General features: G+C 61.0%; 27 protein-coding genes. 5 read left to right on the top strand and 22 right to left on the bottom strand.

Annotation, left to right across the window (positions count from 1 at the left end; translation table 11 throughout):
• Positions 1 to 16: 16 nt before the first annotated feature.
• Positions 17 to 2,824 carry an ATP-dependent Clp protease ATP-binding subunit gene (locus tag PQR53_RS05615; RefSeq protein ID WP_408451587.1) on the bottom strand — a complete coding sequence of 936 codons (2,808 nt, stop codon included), beginning with the start codon at positions 2,822 to 2,824 and terminating at the stop codon, positions 17 to 19.
• Between the two features lie 283 nt (positions 2,825 to 3,107).
• Between PQR53_RS05615 and PQR53_RS05610 the strand changes: the two genes are divergently transcribed.
• Positions 3,108 to 3,782 carry an HAD family hydrolase gene (locus PQR53_RS05610; RefSeq protein WP_408451586.1) on the top strand — a complete coding sequence of 225 codons (675 nt, stop codon included), beginning with the start codon at positions 3,108 to 3,110 and terminating at the stop codon, positions 3,780 to 3,782.
• A 64-nt stretch (positions 3,783 to 3,846) separates the two neighbouring features.
• Here the strand turns inward: PQR53_RS05610 and PQR53_RS05605 are convergent, their stop codons facing one another.
• Genes PQR53_RS05605 through PQR53_RS05595 form a run of 3 tightly spaced genes read right to left on the bottom strand, consistent with a single transcriptional unit; the run spans position 3,847 to position 4,761 of the window.
• On the bottom strand, positions 3,847 to 4,227 hold the full coding sequence (locus PQR53_RS05605) for a TraR/DksA family transcriptional regulator (RefSeq protein WP_408451585.1): 381 nt from the start codon (positions 4,225 to 4,227) through the stop codon (positions 3,847 to 3,849).
• A gap of 39 nt (positions 4,228 to 4,266) precedes the next feature.
• Positions 4,267 to 4,464, bottom strand: coding sequence for a hypothetical protein (locus tag PQR53_RS05600; RefSeq protein WP_408451584.1), 198 nt, complete (start codon positions 4,462 to 4,464; stop codon positions 4,267 to 4,269).
• A gap of 45 nt (positions 4,465 to 4,509) precedes the next feature.
• On the bottom strand, positions 4,510 to 4,761 hold the full coding sequence (locus tag PQR53_RS05595) for a hypothetical protein (RefSeq protein WP_408451583.1): 252 nt from the start codon (positions 4,759 to 4,761) through the stop codon (positions 4,510 to 4,512).
• Between the two features lie 242 nt (positions 4,762 to 5,003).
• Between PQR53_RS05595 and PQR53_RS05590 the strand changes: the two genes are divergently transcribed.
• Positions 5,004 to 5,318 carry a DUF6566 family protein gene (locus PQR53_RS05590; protein WP_408451582.1) on the top strand — a complete coding sequence of 105 codons (315 nt, stop codon included), beginning with the start codon at positions 5,004 to 5,006 and terminating at the stop codon, positions 5,316 to 5,318.
• A 23-nt stretch (positions 5,319 to 5,341) separates the two neighbouring features.
• On the opposite strand, the gene PQR53_RS05585 is transcribed toward PQR53_RS05590, so the two are convergent.
• The 7 genes from PQR53_RS05585 to rhaM form a co-directional block, all read right to left on the bottom strand.
• Complete coding sequence (locus PQR53_RS05585; protein WP_408451581.1) at positions 5,342 to 5,698, bottom strand: host attachment protein; 357 nt, start codon at positions 5,696 to 5,698, stop codon at positions 5,342 to 5,344.
• A gap of 340 nt (positions 5,699 to 6,038) precedes the next feature.
• Complete coding sequence (gene rhaS, locus PQR53_RS05580; RefSeq protein ID WP_408451580.1) at positions 6,039 to 7,046, bottom strand: rhamnose ABC transporter substrate-binding protein; 1,008 nt, start codon at positions 7,044 to 7,046, stop codon at positions 6,039 to 6,041.
• 99 nt (positions 7,047 to 7,145) lie between these two features.
• A complete protein-coding gene (locus tag PQR53_RS05575) occupies positions 7,146 to 8,162 on the bottom strand; it encodes an ABC transporter permease (RefSeq protein WP_408451579.1) in 1,017 nt (338 codons plus the stop codon).
• Complete coding sequence (locus tag PQR53_RS05570; protein WP_408451578.1) at positions 8,155 to 9,213, bottom strand: ABC transporter permease; 1,059 nt, start codon at positions 9,211 to 9,213, stop codon at positions 8,155 to 8,157. Before PQR53_RS05570 ends, PQR53_RS05575 begins: the two co-directional genes overlap by 8 nt.
• Positions 9,210 to 10,739: a sugar ABC transporter ATP-binding protein gene (locus tag PQR53_RS05565; protein WP_408451577.1), complete on the bottom strand. Its 1,530-nt coding sequence runs from the start codon at positions 10,737 to 10,739 to the stop codon at positions 9,210 to 9,212. Before PQR53_RS05565 ends, PQR53_RS05570 begins: the two co-directional genes overlap by 4 nt.
• A 77-nt stretch (positions 10,740 to 10,816) precedes the next feature.
• Positions 10,817 to 11,710, bottom strand: a complete 894-nt coding sequence (locus PQR53_RS05560; RefSeq protein ID WP_408451576.1) for an amidohydrolase family protein — start codon at positions 11,708 to 11,710, stop codon at positions 10,817 to 10,819.
• A 42-nt stretch (positions 11,711 to 11,752) separates the two neighbouring features.
• Entirely contained in the window at positions 11,753 to 12,076 is a 324-nt protein-coding gene (gene rhaM / locus PQR53_RS05555; protein ID WP_408451575.1) for an L-rhamnose mutarotase, read from the bottom strand.
• 131 nt (positions 12,077 to 12,207) lie between these two features.
• On the opposite strand from rhaM, the gene PQR53_RS05550 reads away from it, so the two are divergent.
• Positions 12,208 to 13,206 carry a LysR family transcriptional regulator gene (locus PQR53_RS05550; RefSeq protein ID WP_408451574.1) on the top strand — a complete coding sequence of 333 codons (999 nt, stop codon included), beginning with the start codon at positions 12,208 to 12,210 and terminating at the stop codon, positions 13,204 to 13,206.
• Between the two features lie 15 nt (positions 13,207 to 13,221).
• On the opposite strand, the gene lra1 is transcribed toward PQR53_RS05550, so the two are convergent.
• From lra1 to PQR53_RS05520, 6 genes are all read right to left on the bottom strand, one after another.
• Positions 13,222 to 14,004, bottom strand: a complete 783-nt coding sequence (gene lra1, locus PQR53_RS05545; RefSeq protein ID WP_408451573.1) for an L-rhamnose 1-dehydrogenase Lra1 — start codon at positions 14,002 to 14,004, stop codon at positions 13,222 to 13,224.
• Positions 14,005 to 14,104: 100 nt separating this feature from the next.
• Entirely contained in the window at positions 14,105 to 15,283 is a 1,179-nt protein-coding gene (rhmD, locus tag PQR53_RS05540) for an L-rhamnonate dehydratase (protein ID WP_325043219.1), read from the bottom strand.
• Positions 15,284 to 15,331: 48 nt separating this feature from the next.
• Positions 15,332 to 16,660 carry an MFS transporter gene (locus PQR53_RS05535; RefSeq protein WP_408451572.1) on the bottom strand — a complete coding sequence of 443 codons (1,329 nt, stop codon included), beginning with the start codon at positions 16,658 to 16,660 and terminating at the stop codon, positions 15,332 to 15,334.
• Positions 16,661 to 16,756: 96 nt separating this feature from the next.
• Positions 16,757 to 17,509, bottom strand: a complete 753-nt coding sequence (locus tag PQR53_RS05530; RefSeq protein ID WP_408451571.1) for an SDR family NAD(P)-dependent oxidoreductase — start codon at positions 17,507 to 17,509, stop codon at positions 16,757 to 16,759.
• 333 nt (positions 17,510 to 17,842) lie between these two features.
• Entirely contained in the window at positions 17,843 to 19,090 is a 1,248-nt protein-coding gene (locus PQR53_RS05525; protein ID WP_408451570.1) for an MFS transporter, read from the bottom strand.
• A gap of 387 nt (positions 19,091 to 19,477) precedes the next feature.
• A complete protein-coding gene (locus tag PQR53_RS05520; protein WP_408451694.1) occupies positions 19,478 to 19,786 on the bottom strand; it encodes a hypothetical protein in 309 nt (102 codons plus the stop codon).
• Between the two features lie 805 nt (positions 19,787 to 20,591).
• Between PQR53_RS05520 and PQR53_RS05515 the strand changes: the two genes are divergently transcribed.
• Positions 20,592 to 20,918, top strand: a complete 327-nt coding sequence (locus tag PQR53_RS05515; RefSeq protein ID WP_179741007.1) for an H-NS histone family protein — start codon at positions 20,592 to 20,594, stop codon at positions 20,916 to 20,918.
• Positions 20,919 to 21,026: 108 nt separating this feature from the next.
• Here the strand turns inward: PQR53_RS05515 and PQR53_RS05510 are convergent, their stop codons facing one another.
• Positions 21,027 to 21,527, bottom strand: coding sequence for an arsenate reductase/protein-tyrosine-phosphatase family protein (locus tag PQR53_RS05510; RefSeq protein WP_408451569.1), 501 nt, complete (start codon positions 21,525 to 21,527; stop codon positions 21,027 to 21,029).
• Positions 21,528 to 21,795: 268 nt separating this feature from the next.
• Here PQR53_RS05510 and PQR53_RS05505 point away from each other — a divergent pair, with 268 nt between their 5' ends.
• Positions 21,796 to 23,100, top strand: a complete 1,305-nt coding sequence (locus tag PQR53_RS05505) for an MFS transporter (RefSeq protein WP_408451568.1) — start codon at positions 21,796 to 21,798, stop codon at positions 23,098 to 23,100.
• Between the two features lie 156 nt (positions 23,101 to 23,256).
• Here the strand turns inward: PQR53_RS05505 and PQR53_RS05500 are convergent, their stop codons facing one another.
• From PQR53_RS05500 to PQR53_RS05485, 4 genes are all read right to left on the bottom strand, one after another.
• Positions 23,257 to 23,637 carry a hypothetical protein gene (locus tag PQR53_RS05500; protein ID WP_408451567.1) on the bottom strand — a complete coding sequence of 127 codons (381 nt, stop codon included), beginning with the start codon at positions 23,635 to 23,637 and terminating at the stop codon, positions 23,257 to 23,259.
• 118 nt (positions 23,638 to 23,755) lie between these two features.
• On the bottom strand, positions 23,756 to 24,436 hold the full coding sequence (locus tag PQR53_RS05495; RefSeq protein ID WP_408451566.1) for a J domain-containing protein: 681 nt from the start codon (positions 24,434 to 24,436) through the stop codon (positions 23,756 to 23,758).
• Positions 24,437 to 24,647: 211 nt separating this feature from the next.
• Positions 24,648 to 24,947, bottom strand: coding sequence for a hypothetical protein (locus tag PQR53_RS05490; protein WP_408451698.1), 300 nt, complete (start codon positions 24,945 to 24,947; stop codon positions 24,648 to 24,650).
• Positions 24,871 to 25,167 carry an amidase family protein gene (locus tag PQR53_RS05485; protein ID WP_408451565.1) on the bottom strand — a complete coding sequence of 99 codons (297 nt, stop codon included), beginning with the start codon at positions 25,165 to 25,167 and terminating at the stop codon, positions 24,871 to 24,873. Before PQR53_RS05485 ends, PQR53_RS05490 begins: the two co-directional genes overlap by 77 nt.
• Positions 25,168 to 25,170 lie beyond the last annotated feature (3 nt).

The following is a 25,170-nucleotide window of genomic DNA, read 5'->3' as shown; positions in this document are numbered from 1 at the left end:
AAGCTTGCTGGACGCGTCATTTCTTCGACTCGGCACTTTCAGCCGGCTCGGGGCTGCTAATTTCTTTAGACGGCTTTTTCTTCGCGCGTCCGTTGCCACTCTTTCCGCCTGTCGCCTTGGGCGTTGGGGGCGCCTCGCTCTTGCTGAACTTCACTTCGTCGCTTTCCTTGTCATAACTGACGTCGACGGTATCGCCCGACTTCAGCCGGTCACCGAGCATCTCCTTCGCGAGCCGCGTTTCCAGTTCCTGGCGAATCTGGCGTTTCAACTCGCGCGCCCCGAATTCCGGCTGATAGCCAGCATCGGCGAGATGATCGATCACGGATTCGTCTATCTTGAGCGTAATATCCTGGGCGGCCGCGGTGCGCTCCACCCTCTCAAGCTGGATCTTCACGATCGAATGGATGTTGTCGCGCGAGAGTCCGTGGAAGACGATGATCTCGTCGATCCGGTTCAGGAATTCAGGGCGGAAGTGTCCCTTGAGCACTCCCATCAATTCCTCGCGGATCGCTTTTTCAGACTGGCGATCCGCGTCGGGTTTCTCGAGATTTTCCATGATGATCGAGGCGCCGAGATTGCTCGTCGCAATGATGATCGTATTGCTGAAGTCCACTACGCGGCCCTTGCCATCAGTGAGCCGCCCGTCGTCGAACACCTGCAGCAGCACGTTGTTCACATCCGGGTGGGCCTTCTCGATCTCATCGAGCAGGATCACGCTGTACGGGCGGCGCCGGACCCGCTCGGTCAACTGCCCACCCTCGTCGTAACCCACATAGCCCGGAGGGGCGCCGATCAGCCGTGCAACCGCGTGACGCTCCATGTATTCGGACATGTCGATACGGATCACCGCCTGCTCGTCGCCGAACACCGTTTCCGCCAGCGCCTTCGCCAGTTCGGTCTTGCCGACGCCGGTCGGTCCGAGGAACAGGAACGTTGCAATCGGCCGGTTCGCCTGGCCCAGGCCCGCACGTGACAGGCGCACGGCATCGCTCACGGCGATCACCGCGTCGTCCTGGCCGACCACGCGCTCGCGCAGCTTCTTCTCCATATCCAGCAGTTTCTGGCGCTCTTCCTGGGTGAGCTCCGTGACCGGAATGCCGGTGAGACGCGACACGACTTCGGCGATGGACTGCACGGTCACTTCGAGTGTTTCCGAGCCGGTCTTGCGCTGCCATGCCTCCATCTGCTCGTCGAGTTTCGCCTGCTTTTCGCCGATCCGCGCCTCGAAATTCTTCGCCTCGTCGAAGCGCTTGCGCGAGGACGCGTAATCCTGTTCACGCTTGAGCTGGGCGATTTCGGCTTCGAGCTCCTGGATCGCCGCGGGTCGCGAGGTCGCGCCGATACGCACCCGTGCCGCCGCCTGGTCGATCAGGTCGATGGCCTTGTCCGGCAAAAAGCGCGACGTAATATAGCGATCGGAAAGCTCGGCGGCGGCAACGAACGCATCGTCGGCGAACGTCACCTGATGGTGCGCCTCGAGCTTGTCGCGCAGCCCACGCAGAATCACGATGGTCTGCTCCACCGTCGGCTCGGGTACTAACACCGGCTGGAAGCGCCGCTCGAGCGCCGCATCTTTTTCGATGTACTTCTGATATTCGTTGAGTGTCGTGGCGCCGATCAGACTGAGCTCGCCACGCGCAAGCGCGGGCTTCAGCACGTTCGCGATATCGAGGCCGCCTTCGCCACCGCCTTGTCCCGCGCCGACGATCGTGTGCAGTTCGTCGATGAACAGGATCAATTCGTCGTGCTTCGCCGTGACCTCATCGATCAGCTGCTTGGCGCGCTCCTCGAATTCGCCGCGATACTTCGCGCCCGCCACCATCGAGTTGATGTTGACCTCGATGAGCCGCTTGCCGCGCAGAACCTCGGGCACGTCGCCGTTGATGATGCGCTGCGCCAGCCCTTCGACGATCGCGGTCTTGCCGACACCCGGCTCGCCGATCAGCACAGGGTTGTTCTTCTTGCGACGCGCGAGCACTTCGATCGTGCTCTCGATTTCCTGCGCGCGGCCGAGCACCGGATCGAGCTTGCCCTGACGCGCCATGGCCGTGAGGTCGCGCCCGAACTTGTCGAGCGTGGGGGTGCCGGTTGGCGTGTCGACGCGGCCGTCCTCCGCGCCTTTGCCGACCACTTTCACGACCTTCTGCCGCAACGCCTCCGGCGTCACGCCATACTTCTTCAGCAGCGCGCCGGCGATACTGTCCGGCACCGCCGCAAGGCCGATGAGCAGATGCTCCGGGCCGATATATGAATGGCCCAGATCGCGCGATGCCTGGAACGCGTACTGGATCACTTTTTTCAGGCGCGGCGAGATGGTCATCTTGTCGATCGGCGCATCGGGTGAGGCAGTGCCCTTTTGCGCGTGCTGGTCGATATAACCCTTGATGTCCTGCGGTGAGAGCTTGAGCTCCTTCAGCAGCGCGGCGCATACGTCGGTGTCCGCGAGCACGTAAAGCAGGTGCTCAGTGTCGAGTTCGTTGCGGCCAAGCTCGTGGGCCTTTTCCGCGGCGCGCTGCAATAACTCTAGTGTTTGCTCACTGAAAGCATCGGTTGCATCAACCGACTCGCGCGGCAATTCGGCCTCGTAACCCGCGTCTTCGTCTTCATCTTCATCTTCGGCTCCGCCGCCTCCCAGGCCGCCAAGGAAGCGCGACAAGCCGCCTCCTCCCAGCAGGGAATCGAATGGGTTCATCATGCTTTGGTGCCGCATTAATTGCCGATAGTCGTAGTCGCAAATCGATAAAGTTTTCCGCTCGCCGTTTTGCACAACGGTCACACGGGCGACAGCAGGACGGGCATTACAGATTTCGCAAAGGGCGGGCATCGAGAGTCACCTTTTTCGGTTAAGGCATCCGGTCATTTCAAAGGTTATAGACTTTGTCTAAAGAACCATCTCAGCATGGTTAGCATGACGAAACCTCAAATCCGCCCCTGGATTCTATGAACGGTCTGTAGATAAAGGAATGTTGGTCTTTCCGATGATAGGCATTGGTGCGGTCCGTCAACAGCGCCTCGACGTGCAAGTCCATGCGCAAGATTTCGTTGCTCAGGTTTATAGTAGTACGCTTCGCGAGTGTTTCCAGAAGCGCTTATCAATCGGGCCCATCATGCGAATCCAGACATCGTTTCTGTTCGACCTCGACGGGACACTCGTCGACAGCGTCTATCAGCATGTGCTCGCCTGGAAAGAAGCGCTCGATGGGGAAAACATTCCATTGTCTGTCTGGCGGATTCATCGCAAGATTGGCATGAGCGGTGGCCTCTTTACGAACCAGCTTCTACGAGAGACGCACAATGAAATTAGCGCTGAGCTTAGCGAGCGGCTGCGTCACGCGCATGCCGCCGCCTATCAACGATTACGCGCTCAGGTGCGCCCATTGCCGGGTGCTCGTGAACTGCTCGACGCGCTGACGCAAGCCGGCACTCCGTGGGCCGTGGCGACCAGCGGCCGGATGGAGACCGCGGCGCTCAATCTGGAGGCGCTGGGCGTGGATCCGGCCAAAGCCGTGGTCGTCACCCGCGACGACGTCAAATACGCGAAGCCGGACCCGGACCTGTTTATTGCCGCAGCCGTGCGGCTCGGCGAACCGATCGAGCAAGCCGTGGTAGTGGGGGACAGCATTTGGGACATGCTCGCCGCCCAACGGTGTCGAGCGCTGGGCGTTGGCTTGCTGTCAGGCGGATACGGCACAGAAGAACTGGAGCGCGCCGGCGCATTACGCGTTTATGACGACCCGGCCGATTTGCTGGTCCATCTGGATGAGGTTGCCTCGCGGCCGTAAATCGCCGGTATGTTCGCAGGCGATCGATATACGCTGCTACACGTTGGACGCCCGTTGCAAGCCGTCATTTTCCGCCCTCGCGGCTACCCTGCTCTTCAACCGTGAGTATCGCTTCCGGTACGGCTTCGAGACGCGCCTTCGGTATCGGCTCACCACTGGCATCGGAGAGACCGTAGGTCCCCTCGTCGATCTTCTCAAGCGCGCGCTCAATATCGCTGACGCGTTGGTCGTTCACGTCATGCAGCGCCTGGTTGACCTCGTTCTGCGCCATTCCCTGCGCGACATCCTCGAACTCCTCGGCCTCCTCGCCGTGCTCTTCTTCGGCCGTCCGCTGATTCGCGATCGTGTTTTCCTCTCCGCCTAGCAGTTGCCGGCGCAACGCCTCGAGGCGCTGGCGTTGCTGTGCGATGAACTCATCACTCAATTTGCCCTGTTGCTTCGACATGGTTCTCTCCTCGGCATGGCCGGCGTGCGATGTCAAAAGTCAGCCGCCCAATTCCTGAAACGCGTGGCCGTTGGCCTCCAGAGCTTTCAGGATATCGGGCGTCAGCTCGCTTTGCCACACGTGTCCGTTGAATTGCCAGTCACTTGTGTCAACCAGGTCGGGAAGGCCGGCGCCCTTGCGCACATAGAGTCCGAGCGTCGGCTTCTTCAGGTTGAGGTAGAAATCGAATTCCTGCATTTTCAATCCCTCATGCAAGGTGGCGTTTGCGGCCAGACGCAAGAATCAACTATCGTCGACGTTGTCCGCGTAATGGTCGATAGTCACTTTACATTCGTCCACCACGACCTGAAGAAAGGCGGCATCATTGCGTTCAACCCACCGCTCGACGTGGAGAAAGCGTTCCGTGCCGAGATCGGCAATACGCTGCGGATCCGAGGTCACGACGTCGACTGTCACGATCCCCCGGTTGCCCTGCAGAGGGGAGATCGTCGCGGAAATGACAAACCGCCGATATGAGATTTCATTCTGAGCCATGCATCCTCCCAGTCGAGAATGGGGAGCCTCGCACGCCCTCCACACAGGAAGTCTACGAGCAAGTCGCGAGGATGTGAGCGCCCGTTTTCTCCGATGCTAGATATGGGTGAAATGCGTCTATCGGATTGCCATGGCGCGTTGAGATCCGCACGCCGGAATGCTGGAATTGCGGCATGATGGTGTTTAGGATCACGCATCGGATTGCGAACGGATACCCATCGAACGCTGCAAAGGAGAAAACGATGCCAGCACGCACTGTTTCTTACGGCGAGTTTGAGATCGCGGTGCACCCTGAGCGCAACCCGCGCGGCGCCTGGATTGCAAGAGTGAATGTGACTCGCGGCGATCGCACGGTGGTCAGTGTTCGCCCCGAAACCGTTCAACCCGAGTGGCTCACAGAAGAAGAGGCGATAAGAGACGGGGTCGAATGGGGGCGCCGGTTCATCGACCGGGAGTTCAACACGCCGCAGTCCCGCTCCTGGGTTGCCGACCGCGCTCACGCAGAAACCTGGTTTCGCGATGTCGAAGAACCGCCTGGCTCCGAAACCAGCGCATAAGACTCGTGACCGAAGGCGGCCAATCAGTGCCGCCGCAGATGGGCCTCGATTTCTTTCGTATTGAGTGTCGACAGGTCCTCGCTGAGTTGCTCGAAAATCAATCGACGGGTCTGCTCGGTCAGATTTGCTTTGACCATGCCGAGGAATTTTGACTCCATGGCAAGTCTCAGCCGATCGTAGCGCTGATGGAGCCGCCCTTCTTCCAGATAATCGGAAACCCGCTTCGCGAATTTTAGCCGGTCCTTTTCCGTCAGCATCGTGCCGGTAAATTCACTGTTGATGAGATCTTCGATTTCCTGCAAGTCGAGTGTCAGTCCCGGCGCCTTGAAAACGCGCCCGCGGCCACCGTCAGCCACAACAAGCCAGGTCACTTCGGTCATCACGCACCTCTTGGCAGGAATTTTCTCCGCTCGTTCGGCGCTCGCCGCAATGGGTCGCTTTCATTCTTGCCGAAAACCGCGTCCATCGACGGCTGTGTCAACAACTGCGTGCTATCCGAACGACTCTTACTCACTCAAGATAGCAGTTCGGGCCAACTACGCCCAAGGTCAATTTGCCAATTTATCGTATCGGTCCAAAGTTCATGGGGCGGCCGCATGCGCATATCGGCAAGCGAATTCCCGACGGCTCGCCTGCCGCGCATATCCCGTACCTGCTTTCTGGCGGATAGAAGCGATCCTTGTGTAGCGGCACCCGGCGCCGCTACACCCGGCTCGCTGGTTAGAAATTGAAGTTGTCGATATTGCTCGAATCGAACGTGGTCGGCGGTCCAAGAATGATTTCGCCTTGCGGTCCGATCGTGCGCTTGCCGAGCTTGCCGGCATCGAACGACTCGCCTTCCTTGCCGCTGATCGTCCCCGACGCCAGCGCCGCCGCGGCATAACCCGCCAGATAGCCAAGCTGATTCGGATCCCAAAGCTGGAACGCCTTAACCGTCCCGTTCTTGACGAACGCACGCATCTGGTTCGGCGTGCCCAGGCCGGTCACCTGCACCTTGCCCTTGCTCGACGACGACGAGATGTAACGCGCCGCCGCCGCGATGCCGACCGTAGTCGGCGCGACGATCGCCTTCAGATTCGGATATGCCTGCAGCAAGCCTTGCGTTTCAACGAACGACTTCTGGTCGTCGTCGTTGCCGTACGCGATCTTCACGAGTTTGATCTTTGAGTATTCCGGCTTTTTCAACTCCTCCTGCATCCACTTGATCCAAGTATTCTGATTGGTTGCATTCGGCGTGGCCGACAGCACCGCGAACTCACCCTCGCCGCCCATCAGTTTTGCCACCAGCTGGATCTGACCCCGGCCGATACCTTCCGCGTTCGCCTGGTTGACGAACAATTGACGGCCTTCGGGCGCGGTATCCGAGTCGAAGGTCACGACCTTGATGCCTTGTGACATCGCTTTCTTCAGATAGGGCACGACAGCGTTCGCGTCGTTGGCCGCGATCACGATCGCGTCCTGCCGCTGCGTAATCAACGTGTTGATGTATTGCACTTGCGACGACGCGCCGGCATCCGAGGGCCCCACGACCTTGCCCACGCCGCCGAATTCCTTGATCGCCGCCATACCGCCGTCGTCGGCAATCACTTCATAAGGGTTGTTGATCTGCTTCGGCACGAAAGCAATCTTCAGACCGCTTTTCAGCCCCGCTGCCGATGCGGCGCAACTGAGCGCAACCAGGCCGATGCACAGCGCAGCTTTGCCGGTGTGACGTAGAGGATTGAACATAAGGCGTCTCCTGCTTTGTTGTTGGACGAAAACCTGTCCGGGTTGTAGGTATCTGGTATTCGTGTCTGGTATTTCTGGGGAACGGGTTTTAAGAGAACGTTATAAAGAAGAGGCGGACTTCGCGATGAAACGCCGGTCACGCGCCGCACGCCAGGGGGCAGCCAGATTGGGAATCAGCACCGATGCCAGCAGCAGGACGCCCGTGACGATCGTCAGCGTTTCGCTCGATACATCGTCGAGCGTCAGCGCATTTTTCAGCACGCCGATAATCAGCAGCGACAGCAGGACACCGAACATCGAACCCCGTCCACCGAAAATACTCACGCCGCCGAACAACACCGCCGCGATCACCGACAATTCGAAACCTTCGCCGTTATCGCCGCGCGCGCTGGTGAAGCGCAGCGTATAGACGACGCCGGCCAGCGCGCTCATCGCGCCGGACAACACGAACAGCCGCAGCCGGATCTTCGCGACTTCGATGCCGGAGAACGCCGCGGCGGTGGGATTCGCGCCGATTGCGTAGAGGCTGCGGCCGAATGCGGTGGACTGCAGCAACACCGTAAACAGCACCGCCCCGACGATCACGATCGCAAACGGCAACGGAATGAAGGTCGAGCCAACCGTATCCATGCCGAACGCCGTATACCCCGCCGGAAAATCCGCGACCGCCTGATCGCCGAGCAGCACATACGCGAGACCGCGAAACAGGGCCAGCGTGCCGATCGTGACCGCGAGCGAAGGCAGATTGAGCTTCACGATCACGAGGCCGTTCAGCAAGCCCGCCAGCGCACCGGCAATCAATACCAGCACGATCACTACCGGCATCGGCAAGCCCATATGCCACAGCACGCCCATCAGCGCACTGGACGCGCCCAGCACCGACGCCACCGAAAGATCGATTTCCGCGGCGACGATAATCAGCGTCATGGGCAGCGCCATCAACGCGATCTCGGTCAGATCGGCGAGGATGTTGCTGATATTCGCACTGGTGAGAAACACCGGCGACAACCAGCGCCCGAGTCCGAGCGACAACGCCAGCACGACGACCAGCAACACTTCCCATTGCAACGGTGTTTCGCGTTTGCGCGTGAGCAACGCGGAATCGGGTTTAGCCATGATCGCGTTTCCTCATCATACGTTTGGCGACGGAGCGGGCCAGCAAGGTATCGGCGGTAATCGCGGCGACGATCAGCGCGCCCTCGATCGCCTGCTCCCAGAATGGCGAGACGTGCAGCACGACGAGCGCGATGCTGATCACCCCCAGCACGAGCGCGCCGAGCGTGGCGCCGAGAATGGTGCCCACACCACCCGTGATCGCAACACTGCCCACCACGGCGGCGGCAACCACCTGCAATTCGATGCCCTTCGCCGTGCTTGCATCGACGGTACCGAAGCGCGCGAGCCACAAGGCGCCCGCAAAGCCGGCAATCGCACCGGACAGCAAAAAGCCCGCCATCACGCGACGCTCGACGTTCACCCCGGCAAGCCGGGCCGCCTCCGGGTTCGAGCCGATCGCGTAGTGTTCGCGTCCGCCGCGAAACTGCTTCAGATAGATAGCCAACGCTGCCAGCACGACGATCGCGATGAGCGCGAGCGTCGGTATGCCGAAGAACGTGCCGGTCGCGAGACGGGAAAACGCATCGGGCAAACTGGTTGCATTGATCTGCCCGCCGTGGACCCACGCGTAATCCGCGCCGCGAAAGATGTAGAGCGTGGAGAGCGTGGCCACCAGCGACGGCACGCGACCCACGGCAACCAGCAACGCATTGATACCGCCCGCCACCAGACCGATCGCCAGTCCGGCCAGCAACGCGACGAGCACCGGCATATGCGGAAACGCAACGTACAGACTGCCGACCGCATAGGCGCTCACGCCGACTGTCGATCCCACCGACAGATCGATATGCCGCATCAGGATTACGACCGTCATGCCGGCTGTCAGCAAGCTGATAATCGATACATTGAGCAGCACGTCCCGCAGATTCTGCAGATTCAGAAACTGCGGTTTCGCGATTCCCGTGCCCACGATCAACAGGATCAGCACGACGAAGAGCGTCGTCTCGCGGCTCTTCGCAATGCTCGCGACGAAGCCTCCTGGCGCGCTGCCGGTGCGCTTGGAGACCGGTGCCCGGACCGGCGCGGGATGAGTTGGAGAATGGCGCATCATGCGGCGTGCCCCAACGGGGGAATCGGTTGGCCGAGCGCGGCGCCCATGATGCGCTCCTCGTCGGCTTCGGCGCGCGCTATATCTGCGCTAATACGGCCCTCGTGCATGACCAGCACGCGATCGGCCATACCGAGTACTTCCGGCAGTTCGCTCGAAATCATCAGCACGGCCATGCCGTCGCGCACCAGTTCCGCCAACGCGCTATACACCTCCGCTTTCGCGCCGACGTCGATACCGCGAGTGGGTTCGTCGATGATCAGGACCTTCGGGTTGGTGGCGAGCCATTTGCCCAGCACGACTTTTTGCTGATTGCCGCCGGAAAGTGTGCCGACCGGCGCATTCGGATCGCCCGCTTTGAGACGCAAGCGGGTGCCCCACTGATTGGCCAGCTGCGTTTCGCTGCGAGTGGAGATCAGGCCATGTTTGACGAGCCGTCCAAGCACGGTCATCGACGCATTGCGCGCAATGCTCAACTCCAATGCCAGTCCTTGTTGACGACGGTCCTCCGGTACCAGCGCGAGGCCGGCACGCACCGCCGCGGCCGGACTGCCCGCGGCGAGACGCTTGCCGCCAATGGAAATTTCGCCTGAGTCGAGCGGATCGATGCCGAAGATCGCGCGCGCCACTTCGCTGCGGCCCGCACCCACGAGACCCGCCAACGCGACGATCTCGCCGGCGCGGACGTCGAAGGAAATGTCCTTGAAGACGCCCACGCGCGTGAGTCTACGCACGGACAGGCGCACTTCGCCCGGCGGCCGCTCGGCCTTGGGATAGAACGTTTCCAGATCGCGGCCCACCATCTTCGCCACAATGGATTCAGTGCTGAGTTCGGCGGTGAGCCCGTCGAATACCTTCGCGCCATCGCGCATGATCGTCACGCGTTGCGTCAGCGTGAAGACTTCATCGAGCCGGTGCGTGATGAACAGAATCGCCACCTCGCGCTCGCGCAGCTTGCGCACGATCGCAAAGAGCCGCTCCACTTCGGGCAGCGACAAGGCGGCGGTCGGCTCGTCCATGATCAGCACGTTTGCGTTCAACGACAAGGCCTTCGCAATTTCGATCACCTGTTGATCGGCGATCGACAAACCGCGCACCAGTTGATCGGCGCGCAGATCGACCCCGAGCGAGGCCAGCAAGCCATCCACCTCGCGGCGCATGGCGTCGTACTGAATGCGGCCGATCCGGTCGACCGGTTGCCGCCCCATGAAGATGTTCTCGGCGATCGAGAGATCGAAGAACAGCGTCGGCTCCTGATAGATCACCGCGAGGCCCGCGTCGCGCGCTTCCGCGGGCGTCGCGAAACGGCGCGCCACGCCGTCAACCAGCAGCTCGCCGGTATCCGGCTGATGCACGCCCGCGAGAATCTTCACGACCGTCGATTTGCCCGCGCCGTTTTCGCCGAGCAGCGCATGCACTTCGCCCGGCCACAACGCGAGATCGCCGTCGGATAACGCGCGGACCCGGCCAAAGGATTTGCTGGCGTGCCGGAGTTCGAGCCTGGGCACCGCGGTTTGGGATTGCTGCACTACTTGTCTCCTTCGTGTTCGCTTTCGAGTGCGCGCTTTCGAGTGTGCGTCAGATGCGCCAGGTCCGGTCCGCCGAATCAGATACGATAAAAGCGCTCCGCGTTACGGCGGAACAGCGCTTCTTTCTCAGCCACGCTCGCGCCGTCCACAATCGACGCATACGCGTGCCACAAATCCGCATAAGAGCCGAACAACCGGTCGACCGGAAAGTTAGACGCGAACATCGCGCGCTCCACGCCGAACGTGTCGATCGTTTCCAGCACATAGGGGCGCAGGCTTTCGATCGTCCACTGATGATCGAACATCGCGAGTCCGCTGATCTTCACCACGACGTTCCTGCAACCCGCCAGCAGTCGCAACCCGTCACGCCACGCGCGATAACCGGCAATGCTGCTGCGATCCACGAACATGCCCGCATGGTTGATGATAAAAATCGTCTCGCCATGCGCGCGCGCCAACGTCGCCGCTTCTTCCATCTGCGACGGATACAGTTGCAGATCGAACGACATGTCGTAACGGCGCAGCAACGCAAAATGTTCGCGCCACCGCGGCTCGCGCATGAAATGACGGCCGACGTAATCGAACAGCTTGTTCTCATGCACGTTCAGGATCTGCCTGATGCCACGCGTATTCGCGAACGACGCGTGCGCTTCGAGTATTTCAGGTGCGTTCGCCGCGGACAGATCCACGGCGGCGACAATCGCATTCGGCATGCCGCGCGACACTGAACGATCCGCAATGGATTGCAGCCAGCGGGTTTCCTCGACCGGATCGGCGGGATCGTGATTCGCTTCCACGTGCACCAGTTTCAGCACGTCGATATCGCCGGCCTCGCCGAGCAGGTCGTCGAGCAGATAGTCGTGCTTGAGTTCGCGCGCGTCCCCCACGAACGACACACCCGGGTTTTCCAGCCACGGATAGCGATGCGTCTTCAGATCCCACAGATGGATATGCGAATCGACAACCTGCATGCGACACCCTCCGCCCATAAGGTCCAGGTACAGTCTGCAACGTCAGCTAAGTGAATTCAGATGAAAGACCGGCTCGAGCGGCTGCTGAAGCGGTGTATGGTCAGGGGCCGTCTGCATGATGTCGGCCATGTAATCCCACCATTTGCGCATCACGTCGAGTTGCGGCAGCTCATTCATGGTGTGATTCGTGGCGCGCGTCAGAATGGCGAAAAGATGGTCCGAGCCCGCGTCGAAGAAAATCCGATAGTCGCGCACACCGGCGTTGTGCAATGCATCAACCAGTTCGGGCCAGATTTGCGCATGACGTCGTTCGTATTCCTCGCGCATGCCCGGGTTGAGTACCATCCGGAAAGCGATTGTTTCCATTGCGGCCTGTCTCCCGTCGTATCCGGGCGCTTTCTTTAGAAGCGACTGATACGACTATAATTCCTGCGTCGATAGCATCTCAATCCGTTGTTGGGATTGGGCGATCCACAAACCGAATCGCACCGGGAACCATGAGCCAACACTCAGCTGCCATCGCACTCGTCAATCGGCTCAAGTTCAAACACCTCGCGCTGCTCGTCGCGCTTGACGACGCGCGCAATCTCCATCAGGCCGCCGAGGCAATCAACGTCGCGCAACCCAGCGCGAGCCGCATGCTCGGCGACATCGAGGAAGCGTTCGGCTTCCTGCTGTTCGAGCGCAACGCGCGCGGCATGACGCCCACACCGCTCGGCGTGGTCACGCTGGCCTACGCGCGGCGGGCGTTGGCCGAATTGACCCGCTTTGCCGAAGACCTCGACGTCAAACGCCGCGGCGGGCATGGACAGTTGACCGTCGGCGCCATCATGGGCGCCGCGCCCGATCTGCTGGCCATGGCGGTGGCCGCCCTGAAAACTGAAAGCCCCTTGCTGAACGTGCGCATTCTTGGAGAAACCAGTGACCAGGTCGTGCAATTGCTGCATCGCCGCGAAGTCGATCTGGCGTTGGGACGCCTGACCAGTCCGTTGCAACACAACGATTTCAGTTTCGAGCCGCTCGCCCGTGAGACCTTGCTGCTGGTGGTGCGTTCGGTGCATCCGCTGGCGCAGCGCGCGCGCATCACGTTGCGGGAGCTGATCGACTGGCCGTGGGTGGCGCAACCGGTTACCAGTCCGGCGCGTGTGCTGTTCGAAGAGGAACTCGCGCGGGCGGGTCTGGCGACGCCGGTCAATCTGACCGAGTGCGCATCGATCTTCGCCACGCTGCAATTGCTCGAGAACTACGACGCCGTGGCCATGCTGCCCGAGTCGGTGGTGCGCGATCATCTGCGCGGCAAACTGCTGGTTGCGTTGCCGCTCGAAATCGGCAAGAGCCTCGCCGGTTTCGGCATTCTCACGCGCAAGGAAGAAGCCCTCGCCGAACCGGCGCTGCGCTTTATCGATTTGCTGCGTGGCTTCTCGCGCAAGCTCGCACGCGACGATTCCGCCGTGACCGCGGCCGCGCCTGTGATCGTCTCCGCACCGGTTCATTGACGTCGGCATCGCGCGTTACTGCAAGTTGACGAACAGGCCGCCGTCCACCAGAAGCGCGGCGCCTGTTACGTAACGCGCGCGCTCCGACGCGAGAAATACCACGCAGTCGGCGACATCGTCCGGGCGGCCCAGTCTGCCTAGCGGAATGCGTTTTTCGAAGTAGGCTTTTTTGGCTTCGTCGGCGAGATCTTCCGCGTTCAGGTCGGTGGCGATCGTGCCGGGCATCACCGAATTGCAGCGAATGCCGTAGGGCCCCAATGCCACCGCACACGACTGCATCAGCGAATGCACACCCGCTTTGGTCGGCGTGTAGTGAGTTTGCATGCCGCCGCCTACCAGCGCGCTGATCGAACTCGTCGCCACGATCGCGCCGCCCGTGCCCTGCGCTTTCATCTGCTGCGCGGCGGCCTGCGTGACGTAGAACGCGCCATTCAGATTGACGGCCACCGTCGACTCCAATATTTCAGCTGGCATGTCGAGAAAGGCGTGGAATGGGCAGATGCCGGCATTGCTCGCCAGCACGTCCACTTTGCCGAAGGCCTCGACGGTTTGGCGAACCAGTTCGTGACCGGTCTCGCGCGCGGCTACGTTGCCTTCGATCGCGATCACACGCCGCCCCAACGCTTCGATTTCGCCGACCACTTCCGCAACGGCCGAACGGCGTCCGTAAGATGCGTCGTTATCGCCCCAGTAGTTGATCGCCACATCCGCGCCTTCGGTTGCGCACGCAACCGCTATCGCGCGGCCAATACCACGCGAGCCACCGGTGACGATCACGACCTTGTCCTTGAGCAACACGTCATTCTCCTGTTGGCTGGGTCAATACTCTGTCTTGCAGGTTGGGCCTGAGTTCACCGCGGATTCTTCCAGGCGCATTCACTACGCAATCATCGGGCACTCATCGCGGATAAGGGCGTACCAGCGCGCATTCCGGATTCAAGCGCACACCGAAGCCCGGCGTGTCCGGCACTTTCATCCGTCCATTTACAGGGACCGGCTCATCGAGCAGCAGCGGCGTGAACATCGGTACCACTTCATCCGCCTTCGGCGCCATCATCAGAAACTCGGCGAACGGCGAGTTGTGCCGCGTGACGACGAAGTGATAGCTATACACCGATGAACCGTGCGGCACCACCATCACATTGTGGGCATCGGCGAGCGCGGAAATCTTGATGAGTTCGGTAATGCCGCCGCACCAGCCCACATCCGGCTGAATCAGATCGCAGCACTGCATCTCCAGCAGCATGCGAAAACCCCAGCGTGTCGCTTCATGCTCGCCGGTCGACACCATCATGCCGCGTGGCACGTTGCGGCGCAGTTCGGCGTAACCCCAGTAGTCGTCCGGTGGCAGACATTCTTCGATCCATTTCAGGCCGTATTCGTGCGCCGCCTGCGCAAGCCGCGTGGCATAGGGCACGTCGAGGCTCATCCAGCAGTCGTACATCAGCCAGAAGTCGTCGCCGACGCGGCTACGCATCTCGGCGAGCTTATCCAGGTTCTTCTTGAGACCGGCCTCGCCTTCCGCGGGACCATGCTGCAACGGCAATTTACCGCCGATGAAACCCATCTCTTTCGCGAGATCCGGCCGCGCGCCCGTCGCGTAGAAAACGAGTTCATCGCGCACCGGGCCGCCCAATAGCTGGTACACCGGCTCCTTGCGGACTTTCGCGAGCAAATCCCACAACGCGAGATCGACGCCCGAGATCGTATTCAGCACCACGCCTTTTCGGCCGTAATACAGCGTCGAGAAATACATCTGATCCCACATCTTCTCGATGTCGGTAACAAGCTGACCTTCGAGAAAGCGCGCGAGATGTTTCTCGACGATGAACGCGCCGATCTCACCGCCCGTCGTGACCGCGAAACCGACGGTGCCGTCGCTCGCTTCGATCTCGACGACCAGCGTGCCGAGCACATTGATACCGAACGACTGGCGGCTCTGCCGATACTCCGGATAGCGCGCCATCGGCGTGGAAATGTGATCGTCGATCCAGTGTCCGTCAGGTTGATCGTGATAGTCCGCACCGCCGCCGCGGACGATAAAGGCACGCACGTGCCGGATAGTAGGCATGGCCATGAAAAGAGCTCCGTTGTTGGTGCGCAGAACGTGCAGCCGAAAATGCGCCTAGCGGGCGCGGTGCAGCAAATGTTGGAAAGACCCGCTTGAATCCGTACCGTCATGGCGCAACAGCGTGCCGATCATCAGCGCCGCCAACAGACTCGACACGCCCAATACGATCAGCCCTGCCGAGGTCGACGAAAACGCCCGCTCCGCCGCCGTGCGCAAGCTTGGCGCAATGAATCCGCCGAGACCGCCGAGCGAATTGATCAGCGCGATCCCGCCTGCCGCCGCGGCCCCCGTGAGGTAGCGCGTCGGAAACGTCCAGAACAGCGGTTGCGCCGCGATGAAACCACTGGCCGCGCAGCACAGCGCAATCAAACCGATCGCTGGGTTATGCGCGAGCCCCGAGGCGCCAATGCCAAGACCTGCGAGTACCAGCAGCGCCACCGCCCAGCGCCGGTGACCACCCGTGCGATCCGCACGACGCGGCACGTACCACGTCACAGCCAACGCACACACCCAGGGCAACGCGGCCACGAGGCCCACACGCAAGCCGACGGTGGTGCCGAGCAGAGCGGCCACTTGTTGCGGCAAATAGAAGATCACACCGTAGACACTCATCTGGATCAGCAGATAGATCGCCGAGAGCAGCAACACGCGGCGGTCCACCAGCGCGGCGAGAATACGATGCGGTCCATGCGTGGAGGCGGCACGCGCGTCGTCGTCCAGTGCGCTGCGCAACAGGGTGCGCTCCTCTGCATCGAGCCAGCGTGCGTCTTCAGGGCGATTGTCGAGATACCAGAACGCCCACACGCCGACTAACGAGGCCAACGTTCCCTCGATCAGAAACAGCCACTGCCAGCCCGCCAAACCCATCGTGCCATGCAGTTCGAGCAGGGAACCCGACAAGGGACTGCCGAAGATGAACGCCAGCGGCGCGCCAAAATAAAACACGCCCACCGCGCGCGCTCGCGCCGCTTGCGGAAACCAGTGAGTCAGGTAATAGATCACGCCTGGGAAGAAACCGGCTTCGGCGACACCGAGCAGAAAACGCAGTGAGTAGAACGCGCCCGGCGTATGCGCAAGACACATCGCGGCCGAGACAAGCCCCCATGTCACCATGATCCGGCACATCCACGCACGCGCGCCGACCTTATGCAGTAGAAGATTGCTCGGTACTTCGAACAATGCATAGCCGACGAAGAATACGCCTGCACCGAAGGCAAAAGCCGCATTGGACAAACCCGTATCGTGCTGCAACGCTTTCTGCGCGAAGCCGATGTTGGCGCGATCGAGAAACGCCAACACGTACATCAGCAGCAGGAACGGCAACAGCCGGCGCATGACCTTGCTGTTGATCGCCTCCAGTGACGTGGGCGAATGCGGATTCATGACGTCTCCTTCGCAGAGCATGCGGGTCGCGCTCTGCGGTTTTTATCTTCTGCATAGCGACTGCTACCGCCGCGGTCCAACTGCCGCGGCGACGACTCAGTAGGTCGCGCGACCGCCGGACAGGTCGAATACCGCGCCGGTGCTGAACGCACAGTCTTCAGAAGAGAGCCAGAGAATCAGCGAGGCCGCCTCTTCCGGCAGCAGGAACCGGTTCATTGGGATCTTCGAGAGCATGTAGTCGATATGCTGCTGCGACATCGAATCGAAGATCTCCGTTTTGGCCGCTGCGGGCGTGACCGCATTGACGAGAATGTTCTTCGTCGCAAGCTCTTTGCCGAGCGATTTGGTCAAGCCGATGAGCCCGGCTTTGGAGGCGCTGTAGTGCGAGGCGTTCGGGTTGCCCTCTTTACCGGCCACCGAAGCGATATTGACGATCCGTCCGTAGCCCTGCTTGAGCATTTGCGGCACGACCGCCCGGCAAGTGAGATACGGGCCGATCAGATTCACGTCGATCACGCGGCGCCAGACTTCGGGGTCGAGTTCCCACGTCGTGCCGTTGCCGCCGGTGATGCCCGCGCAGTTGATCAGCACGTCGATCGCGCCATGGGCGGCGACCGTTTGTGCCACCGCCTGAACCACCGAGGCTTCCTGGGTGAGTTCGACCGTGACGGCTGTTACCTTGCCGAGTTCGCTGAGTTCGCGCTCGCTGCGTGCGAGGCGCTCGGCGTCGATGTCCCATAGCGCAACCGACGCGCCTGAATTCAGCGCCCGTTGAGCCACTGCGTAGCCAATGCCGCGCGCGCCGCCGGTAATGGCGACAACACGTCCTTCCAGATCGATTCGATTCATCGCTGTGCTCCTGTGGCGGGCCTGTGCGGCTTGCCTTTCAGTTGTTGTATTTCTGCTGGCCGTGATGTTTCGGCTTTCGTCCAGCAAATATACGAGCGGTGCGATGCGCTAACAATCCGTGTATTGGAGAGGGTGATAACAAAAACGGATCGCCTTCCCAGATGCGGGGTATCTGAAAAGACGCTCGACTCCGAAGGTCACGCTCTCAGGCGTTAGAGGACCATGCGCCCGAGACCTCGGATGCGCTGCCCGTTGATCCAGCAGTTGTCGTCTGCGAGCAGCGCGGCGATCAAGCGCAGCGTATTCGATCGAAGCACCTTTGATTTCGCCGCGCTAGTCACTACACGCAGGACACGCAATCGCCTCCGCCACCACCCCCTGCTCGCTGCGCCCAAAACTCGCGAGCGCGGCAAGCCCCAGCAGCGCCAAACCGCTACCGAAAAGAAAGTCGGCGGAAATGCCGACATGGTCGACCACCACGCCACCAATGAGGGAGCCCAGCGCGATTGCCACCTGGATGATGCTGACAAACAGCGCCGAACCCGCTTCCGGCGAATCCGGCGTAGCGCGTTGAATCCAGACGCTGAAACAGAGCGGCAGCGCCCCGAACGAGACACCCCACGCGAGGACGAGCGCCGCGACGCCGATCGACGAATGCTGCAACAGCGGCATTGCCAGCAGCGCGAACATGAGCAGGGAAACCATCGCGGCCACGGACGTTTTCAGGTTACGCGCCACCGTTGATGAAACGGCGAAGTTCGACACGAAGCCGATAATGCCGAAGCCAAGCAACAGCCACGTAATGGTCGACATCGTGAAATTCGCGTTGCGCAGCAGGAACGGCGTGATGTACGTGTACGAAGAGAAATGCGCACCGAATACGAGCGCCACCATCAGCATGCTTCTACGTGGATGCGGGCGGCGCAGCAGTGACACCAGATCGCGCATCCGCAATGCGGCGCTTGACGGCAACGACGGCACGAAGACGAACTGGGCCACGAGCGCGATCGCGACAAGTACGCCGGTGGCCATGAACGAAGCACGCCACGACGCGAAGCTCGCGATGAAGGTGCCAAGCGGTACGCCGATCACCGTCGCGCAGGTCACGCCGGTCAGGATCGTCGCCATGGCTTTGGCCGAATCTTTCGGCTGCACGAGGCGCCCCGATGCCGCCGTTGCCAAGGTCCAGAATCCGCCCAGCGCCGCGCCAAGCAGCGCGCGCCCGAACAGCAGGAGCAAAAAATTGGGCGCAAAGGCGGAAATCAGATTCGACGCCAGCAACAATGTCGTGAGCAACAGAAACACACGCCGGCGATCCATCCGACCGGCCACCAGCATCGAACCGGGTGCGGAGATCGCGGCAATCACACCTGGCACAGTCACCATCAACCCCGCGGTGCCGGGCTGCACGCCCAGATCCGCCGCCACACGCGGCAGGAGTCCAACGGGTAAAAACTCCGTGGTCACGAATGCGAACGCACCGATTGCCACGGCGCCGACAGCAAGCCACGAACGCAGAGACGACGAGGCGCTATCGTCCGGCGAGACAGTGCCCGCCGGCAGATTATTTTCCATCAACATAGTATTGTTTGCGAGTCACTAAACAACGGGTGGGATTGGAGCAGTCGCACCGGACTAATCAATTCGCGGGGAGCTCATCACGATTAAAAAAAACAGGCGGAATTTGCCTGCTTGTGATTTGCGGCTCGAAAATCAGTGGGTGGAGACCTGAACGGAACACACCATAACATCGTATTAAATCGCCCGCTGGCCACTCCGTAAAATCGCAGTTGGGCGTGGGGGTATTTCTATCAGTATGTCGGGTGCGGATGACACGGTTGTTTCGTGTGTTGTTTCTCGCGCCGTTTCGATCAGGATGCGGTGCGCGGACCCCATGATCGGGTCTCGCATCGAAGTGTTGGAGGCGGTACGTGCTGCTCCTTCACCGCCTCCTGAACTGCCGGCCGGTCATCGACCAAAATAGACCCTGCATTGCGGCCCGGAAGAGCATGGCCGCTCCTGTCGGCCTCCCGCTTCCTCCGTGCCGGCGGCAACCCCGCCATAAGAGACATTCTGCACCGCTTGCGCACCCGGCATCGTGCTCCGCCCCGCTTCACCATACGACATGTCGGTGGTGGCCTGTGCTGATTCGTTCGCGTTCTGCATTAACGTCCGACCCGGCACACCTTCGTCCTGCGGACCATCCAGCGCGCCGGCCGGGTTCGGCGCCAGAAAGAGCGCGATGCTCGCCAGCGCCATCAATAAACGTAATTTCATGTCCAGACTCCTCGAATCCGGCGCAGCAGCGCTCATCCCCTTCAAAAAGAATCGATCCGCGAAAAACGTCATGTCACCAAATCGAACTGACGGACGGGCGAATGCCGATGTGGGACTGCTGCCGCGAGTCACCGAACTAAACGAGTAAATAGTTGCCAGACCTGAAACCGATGTCGGGCGGTCACGCATGGCTTGCCGGAACCGGTCGCCATCAGGCTGGAAACGCAGATTGTCGCTCCGCAGTTTCGTTATAGGTCGGCCACCCGGGATTTCAATCCCGGCGATGCGGACTGGGTTAGCGGCGTCGGCAGGAGCCCTATTAGGGACATTCAAGGGCATTCGACAACAAAATCAGTCGGGCCAGCGCATGCTTTACCCGCACAGTGCGCTATGATGCTGGAATAACACACACAATCAGCCCCGCGCGAGGCACCGGCGAGAGACGGAGCGTGGGCATGAGACAGGCCATTCGCGGTCAGTGCATCGTCAACACCGTCTTTTCCATACCGGCTACCAGGCTTATGCAGCCGTACCTGCCGCGCGGCGGAGCGCTTGAATATTCACTGATTGTCTCCGGTTGGTACCGATTGATACCGATCGGCACGGCCAGCCGTCCAGGCGGCCTGGCCAGGTATATGCATGAACGCGTTTATGGAACACCGTTTTAGGCGTTGCCACTGGGATTTCCTTCGATCAATAACTTTACCGCGAGCGGACTCCATTCACTTGGGCTCAATGCTTTCGCGGGTTCCCTCGCAATCTGTAATTGACAGAACGCCGGACGCTTTAGAAGGACGAATATCTTATGGACGAAAGGAAGCGAGATAGCATGATTGCGTATCTCCGCCACCGCATGGAAGAGTTTGGCATCAAACCAGAAGACCTCGCCGCAGTGCTGGCGGCCGAACCGAAGGGGCAAAAGGCTGAGCGCTACCGCAGCGCAACGGGAGATAGCTGGGACGGCCAGGGCGAAATGCCCCAATGGCTTAAACAGGCAATCAGTGCCGGTCAATCAATTGACCATTTCGAATTGACGGCCGCGCCGGCCCCAGCTCCGCAGCCGAGAAAGCAGGTGGATTGGCTCAACGACCCGTTCGCCGGCAGTCCGCTCGCGCGCCCGAACAATCGCTAGGCGGTCAGCCTGTTAAAGCGCTAGCACGAAGACCTATCACCCCGCACTTCCTGATGGCAGCAGCAGGGTCGGCATATTCGCCGGCGCTGTCAAAGCGCGGGCGGATATTTACAGCGCGTGGCTAGCGCACGCCGGTGCTTCGTCGCTCGCGGCAGCGTCTGGCGCCGCCGCGTATTGCGGCAGTTCGATGAATGCGCTGAGCTGCCGCACGATTTGCCAGAAAACCTTTTCGAACAAGCGGACTCGTTCCGGCTCGGGCATTTCAGCGGCGAGCGGATCGGCAAAAGTCCACAGACACATTGAAGGTTCACCCGGAAAGAGCGGCGCGCGATGCCCGGCGACAGCCGCGTCCATGGCAATGACGAGGTCCATTCGCGGCGCCCATTCGCCGGTGAATTCCAGCCAGCTTTTCGGACTGAGCACGCCGAGGTCTGAAATACCCGGCCGCAGTTGCGCGATCGTACTGGGATGGACACGCGCGGCGGGCTCCGGCCCCGCGCTGAATGCGTCGAACCGGTGGCCTGCCAGTTCGCGCAGTAAAGCTTCCGCCATGATGCTGCGTGCCGAATTCTCGCGACAGAGAAACAGCACTTTGTATTTTCTGGTCACGCTCACCCCGTTCCATGTTTTATTATCTCTCTGCGCAATTCTGCTGGTTCAGTCTTGCGACCTCGTGACACTACGATGGCCTAAATTGCTGCGCTACGGGAATTTGTACCAGGACGGTCAACGCGCGAGTATCGCGGACGGCATTTGCGACGAAGTGTAGCAGCGCAAAATCGAATCTTTTCAGTATGCTGTCAGCCGCGCGCCAGGCAGGCGACCTCCGCGGTCACCGCCGGCGTGCATTGAAAATTCCCACAGAAACTAGAGACACATGAACGCCACAACGCTGAACCCTGCTGCCGACCGGGACAAACTGGAGTCCCTCGCTTACGCCAAAGTCACCTGGCGCCTCTTGCCGTTCTTATTTCTCTGCTACGTCGCGGCCTATCTCGACCGCGTCAACGTCGGCTTTGCGAAGCTGCAAATGCTCAACGACCTGCACTTCAGCGATACGGTTTACGGACTGGGCGCGGGTATTTTCTTCATCGGCTATTTCTTTTTCGAAGTGCCCAGCAATGTTCTGATGCACCGCTTTGGCGCACGGCTGTGGATCAGCCGCATCATGATCACATGGGCGTTCATCTCAGCCGCCACCCTGTTCGTCTCCACGCCAACCCAGTTCTACGCGTTGCGATTCCTGCTCGGTATCGCGGAGGCCGGTTTCTTCCCAGGCATCGTGCTGTACCTCACGTACTGGTATCCGGGGGCGCGTCGCAGCCGCGTCAATGCGCTGTTCATGATGGGGATTCCTGTCGCCGGTGTGCTCGGCGGTCCGTTGTCGGGCTGGATCATGGAGGCATTCAATGGCGTGCATGGTCTCGCGAACTGGCAGTGGCTTTTCCTGCTGGAAGCCATTCCTTCGATCGTGCTCGGTGTCATCACGCTGAAGTACCTGCCTAACGGAATCCGCTCGGCAAAATGGCTCACCGAAGATGAAAAGACCTTGCTCGAACAACGCGTCGCGGAAGATGGCGCCGGCAAGCTGCACGCATCGTTGTCGAGCGTGTTGAGCAATGGCCGGGTGTGGTTCATGGCCGGGATTTACTTCTGCTGCATGATGGGTCTCTACGGCGTCAGCTTTTATCTGCCAACGCTCATCAAGACCGCGGGCGTGAAGGATGCATTGAACGTCGGCCTGCTCACTGCGATCCCTTATGGGTGTGCGATCGTCGCCATGCTGCTGATTGCCCGCAGCGCCGACCGCTTGCGCGAGCGGCGCTGGCATTTCGCTGCCGCGGGTCTGATGGCAAGCCTGGGGCTGCTGGCCGCGACCATTTTCAGTTCGAACGTCGTTCTCGCGATGATCGCGCTTTCAATCGGCACAGCGGGCGTGCTCGCCACAATGCCCGTTTTCTGGGCGTGGCCTGGCGCGATGCTCGGCGGCACCGCGGCCGCCGCCGGCATCGGTCTCATCAACTCGGTCGGCAACCTGGCGGGCTTCGTCAGTCCGACCGTCGTCGGGTGGATGAAGGACGTCACGAACAGCACCAATGCGGGCATGTATGTGATTGCGGCCGCGCTCTTCGTCGGCGCATGTCTCGCGTTCTTCCAGCCGCGCGAGAAGGTCGGCAAGTAAGCGCCTGGAGGCGCCCTTAGTGCCGCCTGGATGTGCCCGGCGCCTGAGTGCCGCCTGAGTGCCGCCTGGTGTGGCGCTCGAGTGCCACTTGAGTGCCGCCTGCTGTCCCCCGCCTATACCGCTTTGATGCCGCCGCGTTCTCGTGGCGGCATCTCTTCAGACAGAAGCCCCGCCTTCGCGCCGTTCGGACACGATCCGGTTCGCCGCGTCACTTGCGCCATCAGACACTGCCGGTGAAGTTTCGAACCGCATCGCCGCAGGCTGCGCGCTGATCGCCTTGACCCCGTTCGCGATGCCTGGCGCCGCGACGTAGGGGATAAACGCCGCCACTGCAACGACAAAAATAAAGGTAATCATGGCCGTCGTGCCTCTCGGAATCTGCAACGTGGAGGTCAGGCGAAGCGGGCCTTTCGCAAAGGAAGTCGAGTCAGCGACAAGGAGGAGAGCCGCGAGCACGCGCCACCTTGTGCCCAGCATACTGATGAGTCCGCCACCCGCATGCGTGGCAATGAGGAACCGTCGTTCTTTATTCGGCAATAGAACGACACATGTCACGGACATGTCCTTGATTCTAGAAGCGGACATTCGAACGCTAAAGCCCGCGCTCTATATCAATTCGGTCTACGTCTCTGGTCTAGCGGCCAAAAACCTCTCATCAAAAGCGTAAACCATTCAGGAACTGAAACCAGAGCCCACTCATTACGCCAGCAGGGTGAGCATCACTGGCATGCTCTTCGCGCTTGCCTGGGTTGCCGTGGTGACCGGGTGTGCCGCGATTGGCGGCATCGTCGTTGACCGTAGCGGCCTGCGCTCCGGCTGAAACGTCGGGCACGTCCGCCGCTTTCGCAGCCGCTTCGGCGGCAAGCTCCGCCTTCTCGGCCTCGCGCCGCGACGCCTGCAATGCCGACACACTGTCGGCGATCTGCGCGGCTCGCCGGGCCTCGCATCGACGTCCCAGCAGCACGCCGAATAACACGTCGCGATTGTGGCCGTCGTCGGCGAAACGCATGGCGAGCGACACCATCTCCGCATAGGCCGCTTCGTCCGCGGCACGCGCCGCTGCTTCGCGTTCGGCTTGCGCTTTTTGCTGACGCGTCCGCTGCGCCTCCCACCCGCGCATCTGCTCGCTATACACCGAATCGTACACTTTGCGCTGCGCGGTGTCGGAGAGGATCGCGTACGCGTCCTTGATTTCCTGGAAGGTGGCGCGCGCAACTTCTTCGGCGCCATTATTGCGGTCCGGATGCCATTTCATCGCGGCCTTGCGATAGGCACGCTTGATTTCTTCGTCCGTGGCGTGCGCTTGCACACCGAGCGTGTCATATAGGGTTGCCATCGCTTGCTCGACCTCGCTAGGAATCGCTGGCGGACCATCGTAGCATGCGAAAAAAGTTATCTACCAGCTTCATTTACCGGTCTTGAAATGCGTACGCCCGGGCGTGGAGGCCGCGGCGCAATCGACTTCGTGCGACACGTTACCGGCTTTAAGTTCGTCCAGGCTGTAAAGGTTTGTCTCGACACGGCCCGCGCCGACAACAACGGGGGTTTCAGCAGACGAATAGTCCTCCCGGGCGTGTCGCGGGCTCGACTACTGCAGATATGTCTTGTGGACGACCGGCGAGCAATGGAGAAAGGCTGCCGACGCACAGGCCGCCAAGACCATGCAAACGCTCCCGGCCATGCGCGAGCGTCTGGACGTGACGCGTGTGTTGCCACGCCTTCATCTCGCGATACGTCTGCGTCGGCATCTCCAGTCCTTGGTCGATAGCATCACGCAACGGCCGGCTCAGTTGCGCCGCGTGCTCCGAGGCCACCGGTAGGAGACTGCGCGCCAGTTCGTAACGCATGATCACCGAATGCGCTTCGAGAAATCTGGCTGGGTCGGTTAATGCAGGGACCGGTTCGACGGCGAGGTGTGCAGGCCTCGGAACCGCATCGGGTCGGCATGCCGGCCACGTCAATGATGTCCTTCACGCCGAATGGAACGCCGGCCAGCAGACCGGGTGCGGTCTGCGCGGACGCTCCAACGAGGTCGCTCGCAGACGCGAGATGCGACCATGCGTACAACTC

It is taken from the genome of Paraburkholderia fungorum, from assembly GCF_046027605.1.
GTDB classification, from domain to species: Bacteria; Pseudomonadota; Gammaproteobacteria; order Burkholderiales; family Burkholderiaceae; genus Paraburkholderia; species Paraburkholderia fungorum_F.
The sequence above is the reverse complement of the archived record's forward strand: the minus strand, read 5'-3'. Positions and strand labels throughout refer to the sequence as shown.

Excerpts from the sequence above, each read along its gene's own strand:
- PQR53_RS05615 (WP_408451587.1), bottom strand. The coding sequence starts at position 2,824 with ATGCCCGCCCTTTGCGAAATCTGTAATGCCCGTCCTGCTGTCGCCCGT.
- PQR53_RS05610 (WP_408451586.1), top strand. The coding sequence starts at position 3,108 with ATGCGAATCCAGACATCGTTTCTGTTCGACCTCGACGGGACACTCGTC.
- PQR53_RS05605 (WP_408451585.1), bottom strand. The coding sequence starts at position 4,227 with ATGTCGAAGCAACAGGGCAAATTGAGTGATGAGTTCATCGCACAGCAA.
- PQR53_RS05600 (WP_408451584.1), bottom strand. The coding sequence starts at position 4,464 with ATGCAGGAATTCGATTTCTACCTCAACCTGAAGAAGCCGACGCTCGGA.
- PQR53_RS05595 (WP_408451583.1), bottom strand. The coding sequence starts at position 4,761 with ATGGCTCAGAATGAAATCTCATATCGGCGGTTTGTCATTTCCGCGACG.
- PQR53_RS05590 (WP_408451582.1), top strand. The coding sequence starts at position 5,004 with ATGCCAGCACGCACTGTTTCTTACGGCGAGTTTGAGATCGCGGTGCAC.
- PQR53_RS05585 (WP_408451581.1), bottom strand. The coding sequence starts at position 5,698 with ATGACCGAAGTGACCTGGCTTGTTGTGGCTGACGGTGGCCGCGGGCGC.
- rhaS (WP_408451580.1), bottom strand. The coding sequence starts at position 7,046 with ATGTTCAATCCTCTACGTCACACCGGCAAAGCTGCGCTGTGCATCGGC.
- PQR53_RS05575 (WP_408451579.1), bottom strand. The coding sequence starts at position 8,162 with ATGGCTAAACCCGATTCCGCGTTGCTCACGCGCAAACGCGAAACACCG.
- PQR53_RS05570 (WP_408451578.1), bottom strand. The coding sequence starts at position 9,213 with ATGATGCGCCATTCTCCAACTCATCCCGCGCCGGTCCGGGCACCGGTC.
- PQR53_RS05560 (WP_408451576.1), bottom strand. The coding sequence starts at position 11,710 with ATGCAGGTTGTCGATTCGCATATCCATCTGTGGGATCTGAAGACGCAT.
- rhaM (WP_408451575.1), bottom strand. The coding sequence starts at position 12,076 with ATGGAAACAATCGCTTTCCGGATGGTACTCAACCCGGGCATGCGCGAG.
- PQR53_RS05550 (WP_408451574.1), top strand. The coding sequence starts at position 12,208 with ATGAGCCAACACTCAGCTGCCATCGCACTCGTCAATCGGCTCAAGTTC.
- rhmD (WP_325043219.1), bottom strand. The coding sequence starts at position 15,283 with ATGGCCATGCCTACTATCCGGCACGTGCGTGCCTTTATCGTCCGCGGC.
- PQR53_RS05535 (WP_408451572.1), bottom strand. The coding sequence starts at position 16,660 with ATGAATCCGCATTCGCCCACGTCACTGGAGGCGATCAACAGCAAGGTC.
- PQR53_RS05530 (WP_408451571.1), bottom strand. The coding sequence starts at position 17,509 with ATGAATCGAATCGATCTGGAAGGACGTGTTGTCGCCATTACCGGCGGC.
- PQR53_RS05525 (WP_408451570.1), bottom strand. The coding sequence starts at position 19,090 with ATGTTGATGGAAAATAATCTGCCGGCGGGCACTGTCTCGCCGGACGAT.
- PQR53_RS05520 (WP_408451694.1), bottom strand. The coding sequence starts at position 19,786 with ATGAAATTACGTTTATTGATGGCGCTGGCGAGCATCGCGCTCTTTCTG.
- PQR53_RS05515 (WP_179741007.1), top strand. The coding sequence starts at position 20,592 with ATGGACGAAAGGAAGCGAGATAGCATGATTGCGTATCTCCGCCACCGC.
- PQR53_RS05505 (WP_408451568.1), top strand. The coding sequence starts at position 21,796 with ATGAACGCCACAACGCTGAACCCTGCTGCCGACCGGGACAAACTGGAG.
- PQR53_RS05495 (WP_408451566.1), bottom strand. The coding sequence starts at position 24,436 with ATGGCAACCCTATATGACACGCTCGGTGTGCAAGCGCACGCCACGGAC.
- PQR53_RS05490 (WP_408451698.1), bottom strand. The coding sequence starts at position 24,947 with ATGCGTTACGAACTGGCGCGCAGTCTCCTACCGGTGGCCTCGGAGCAC.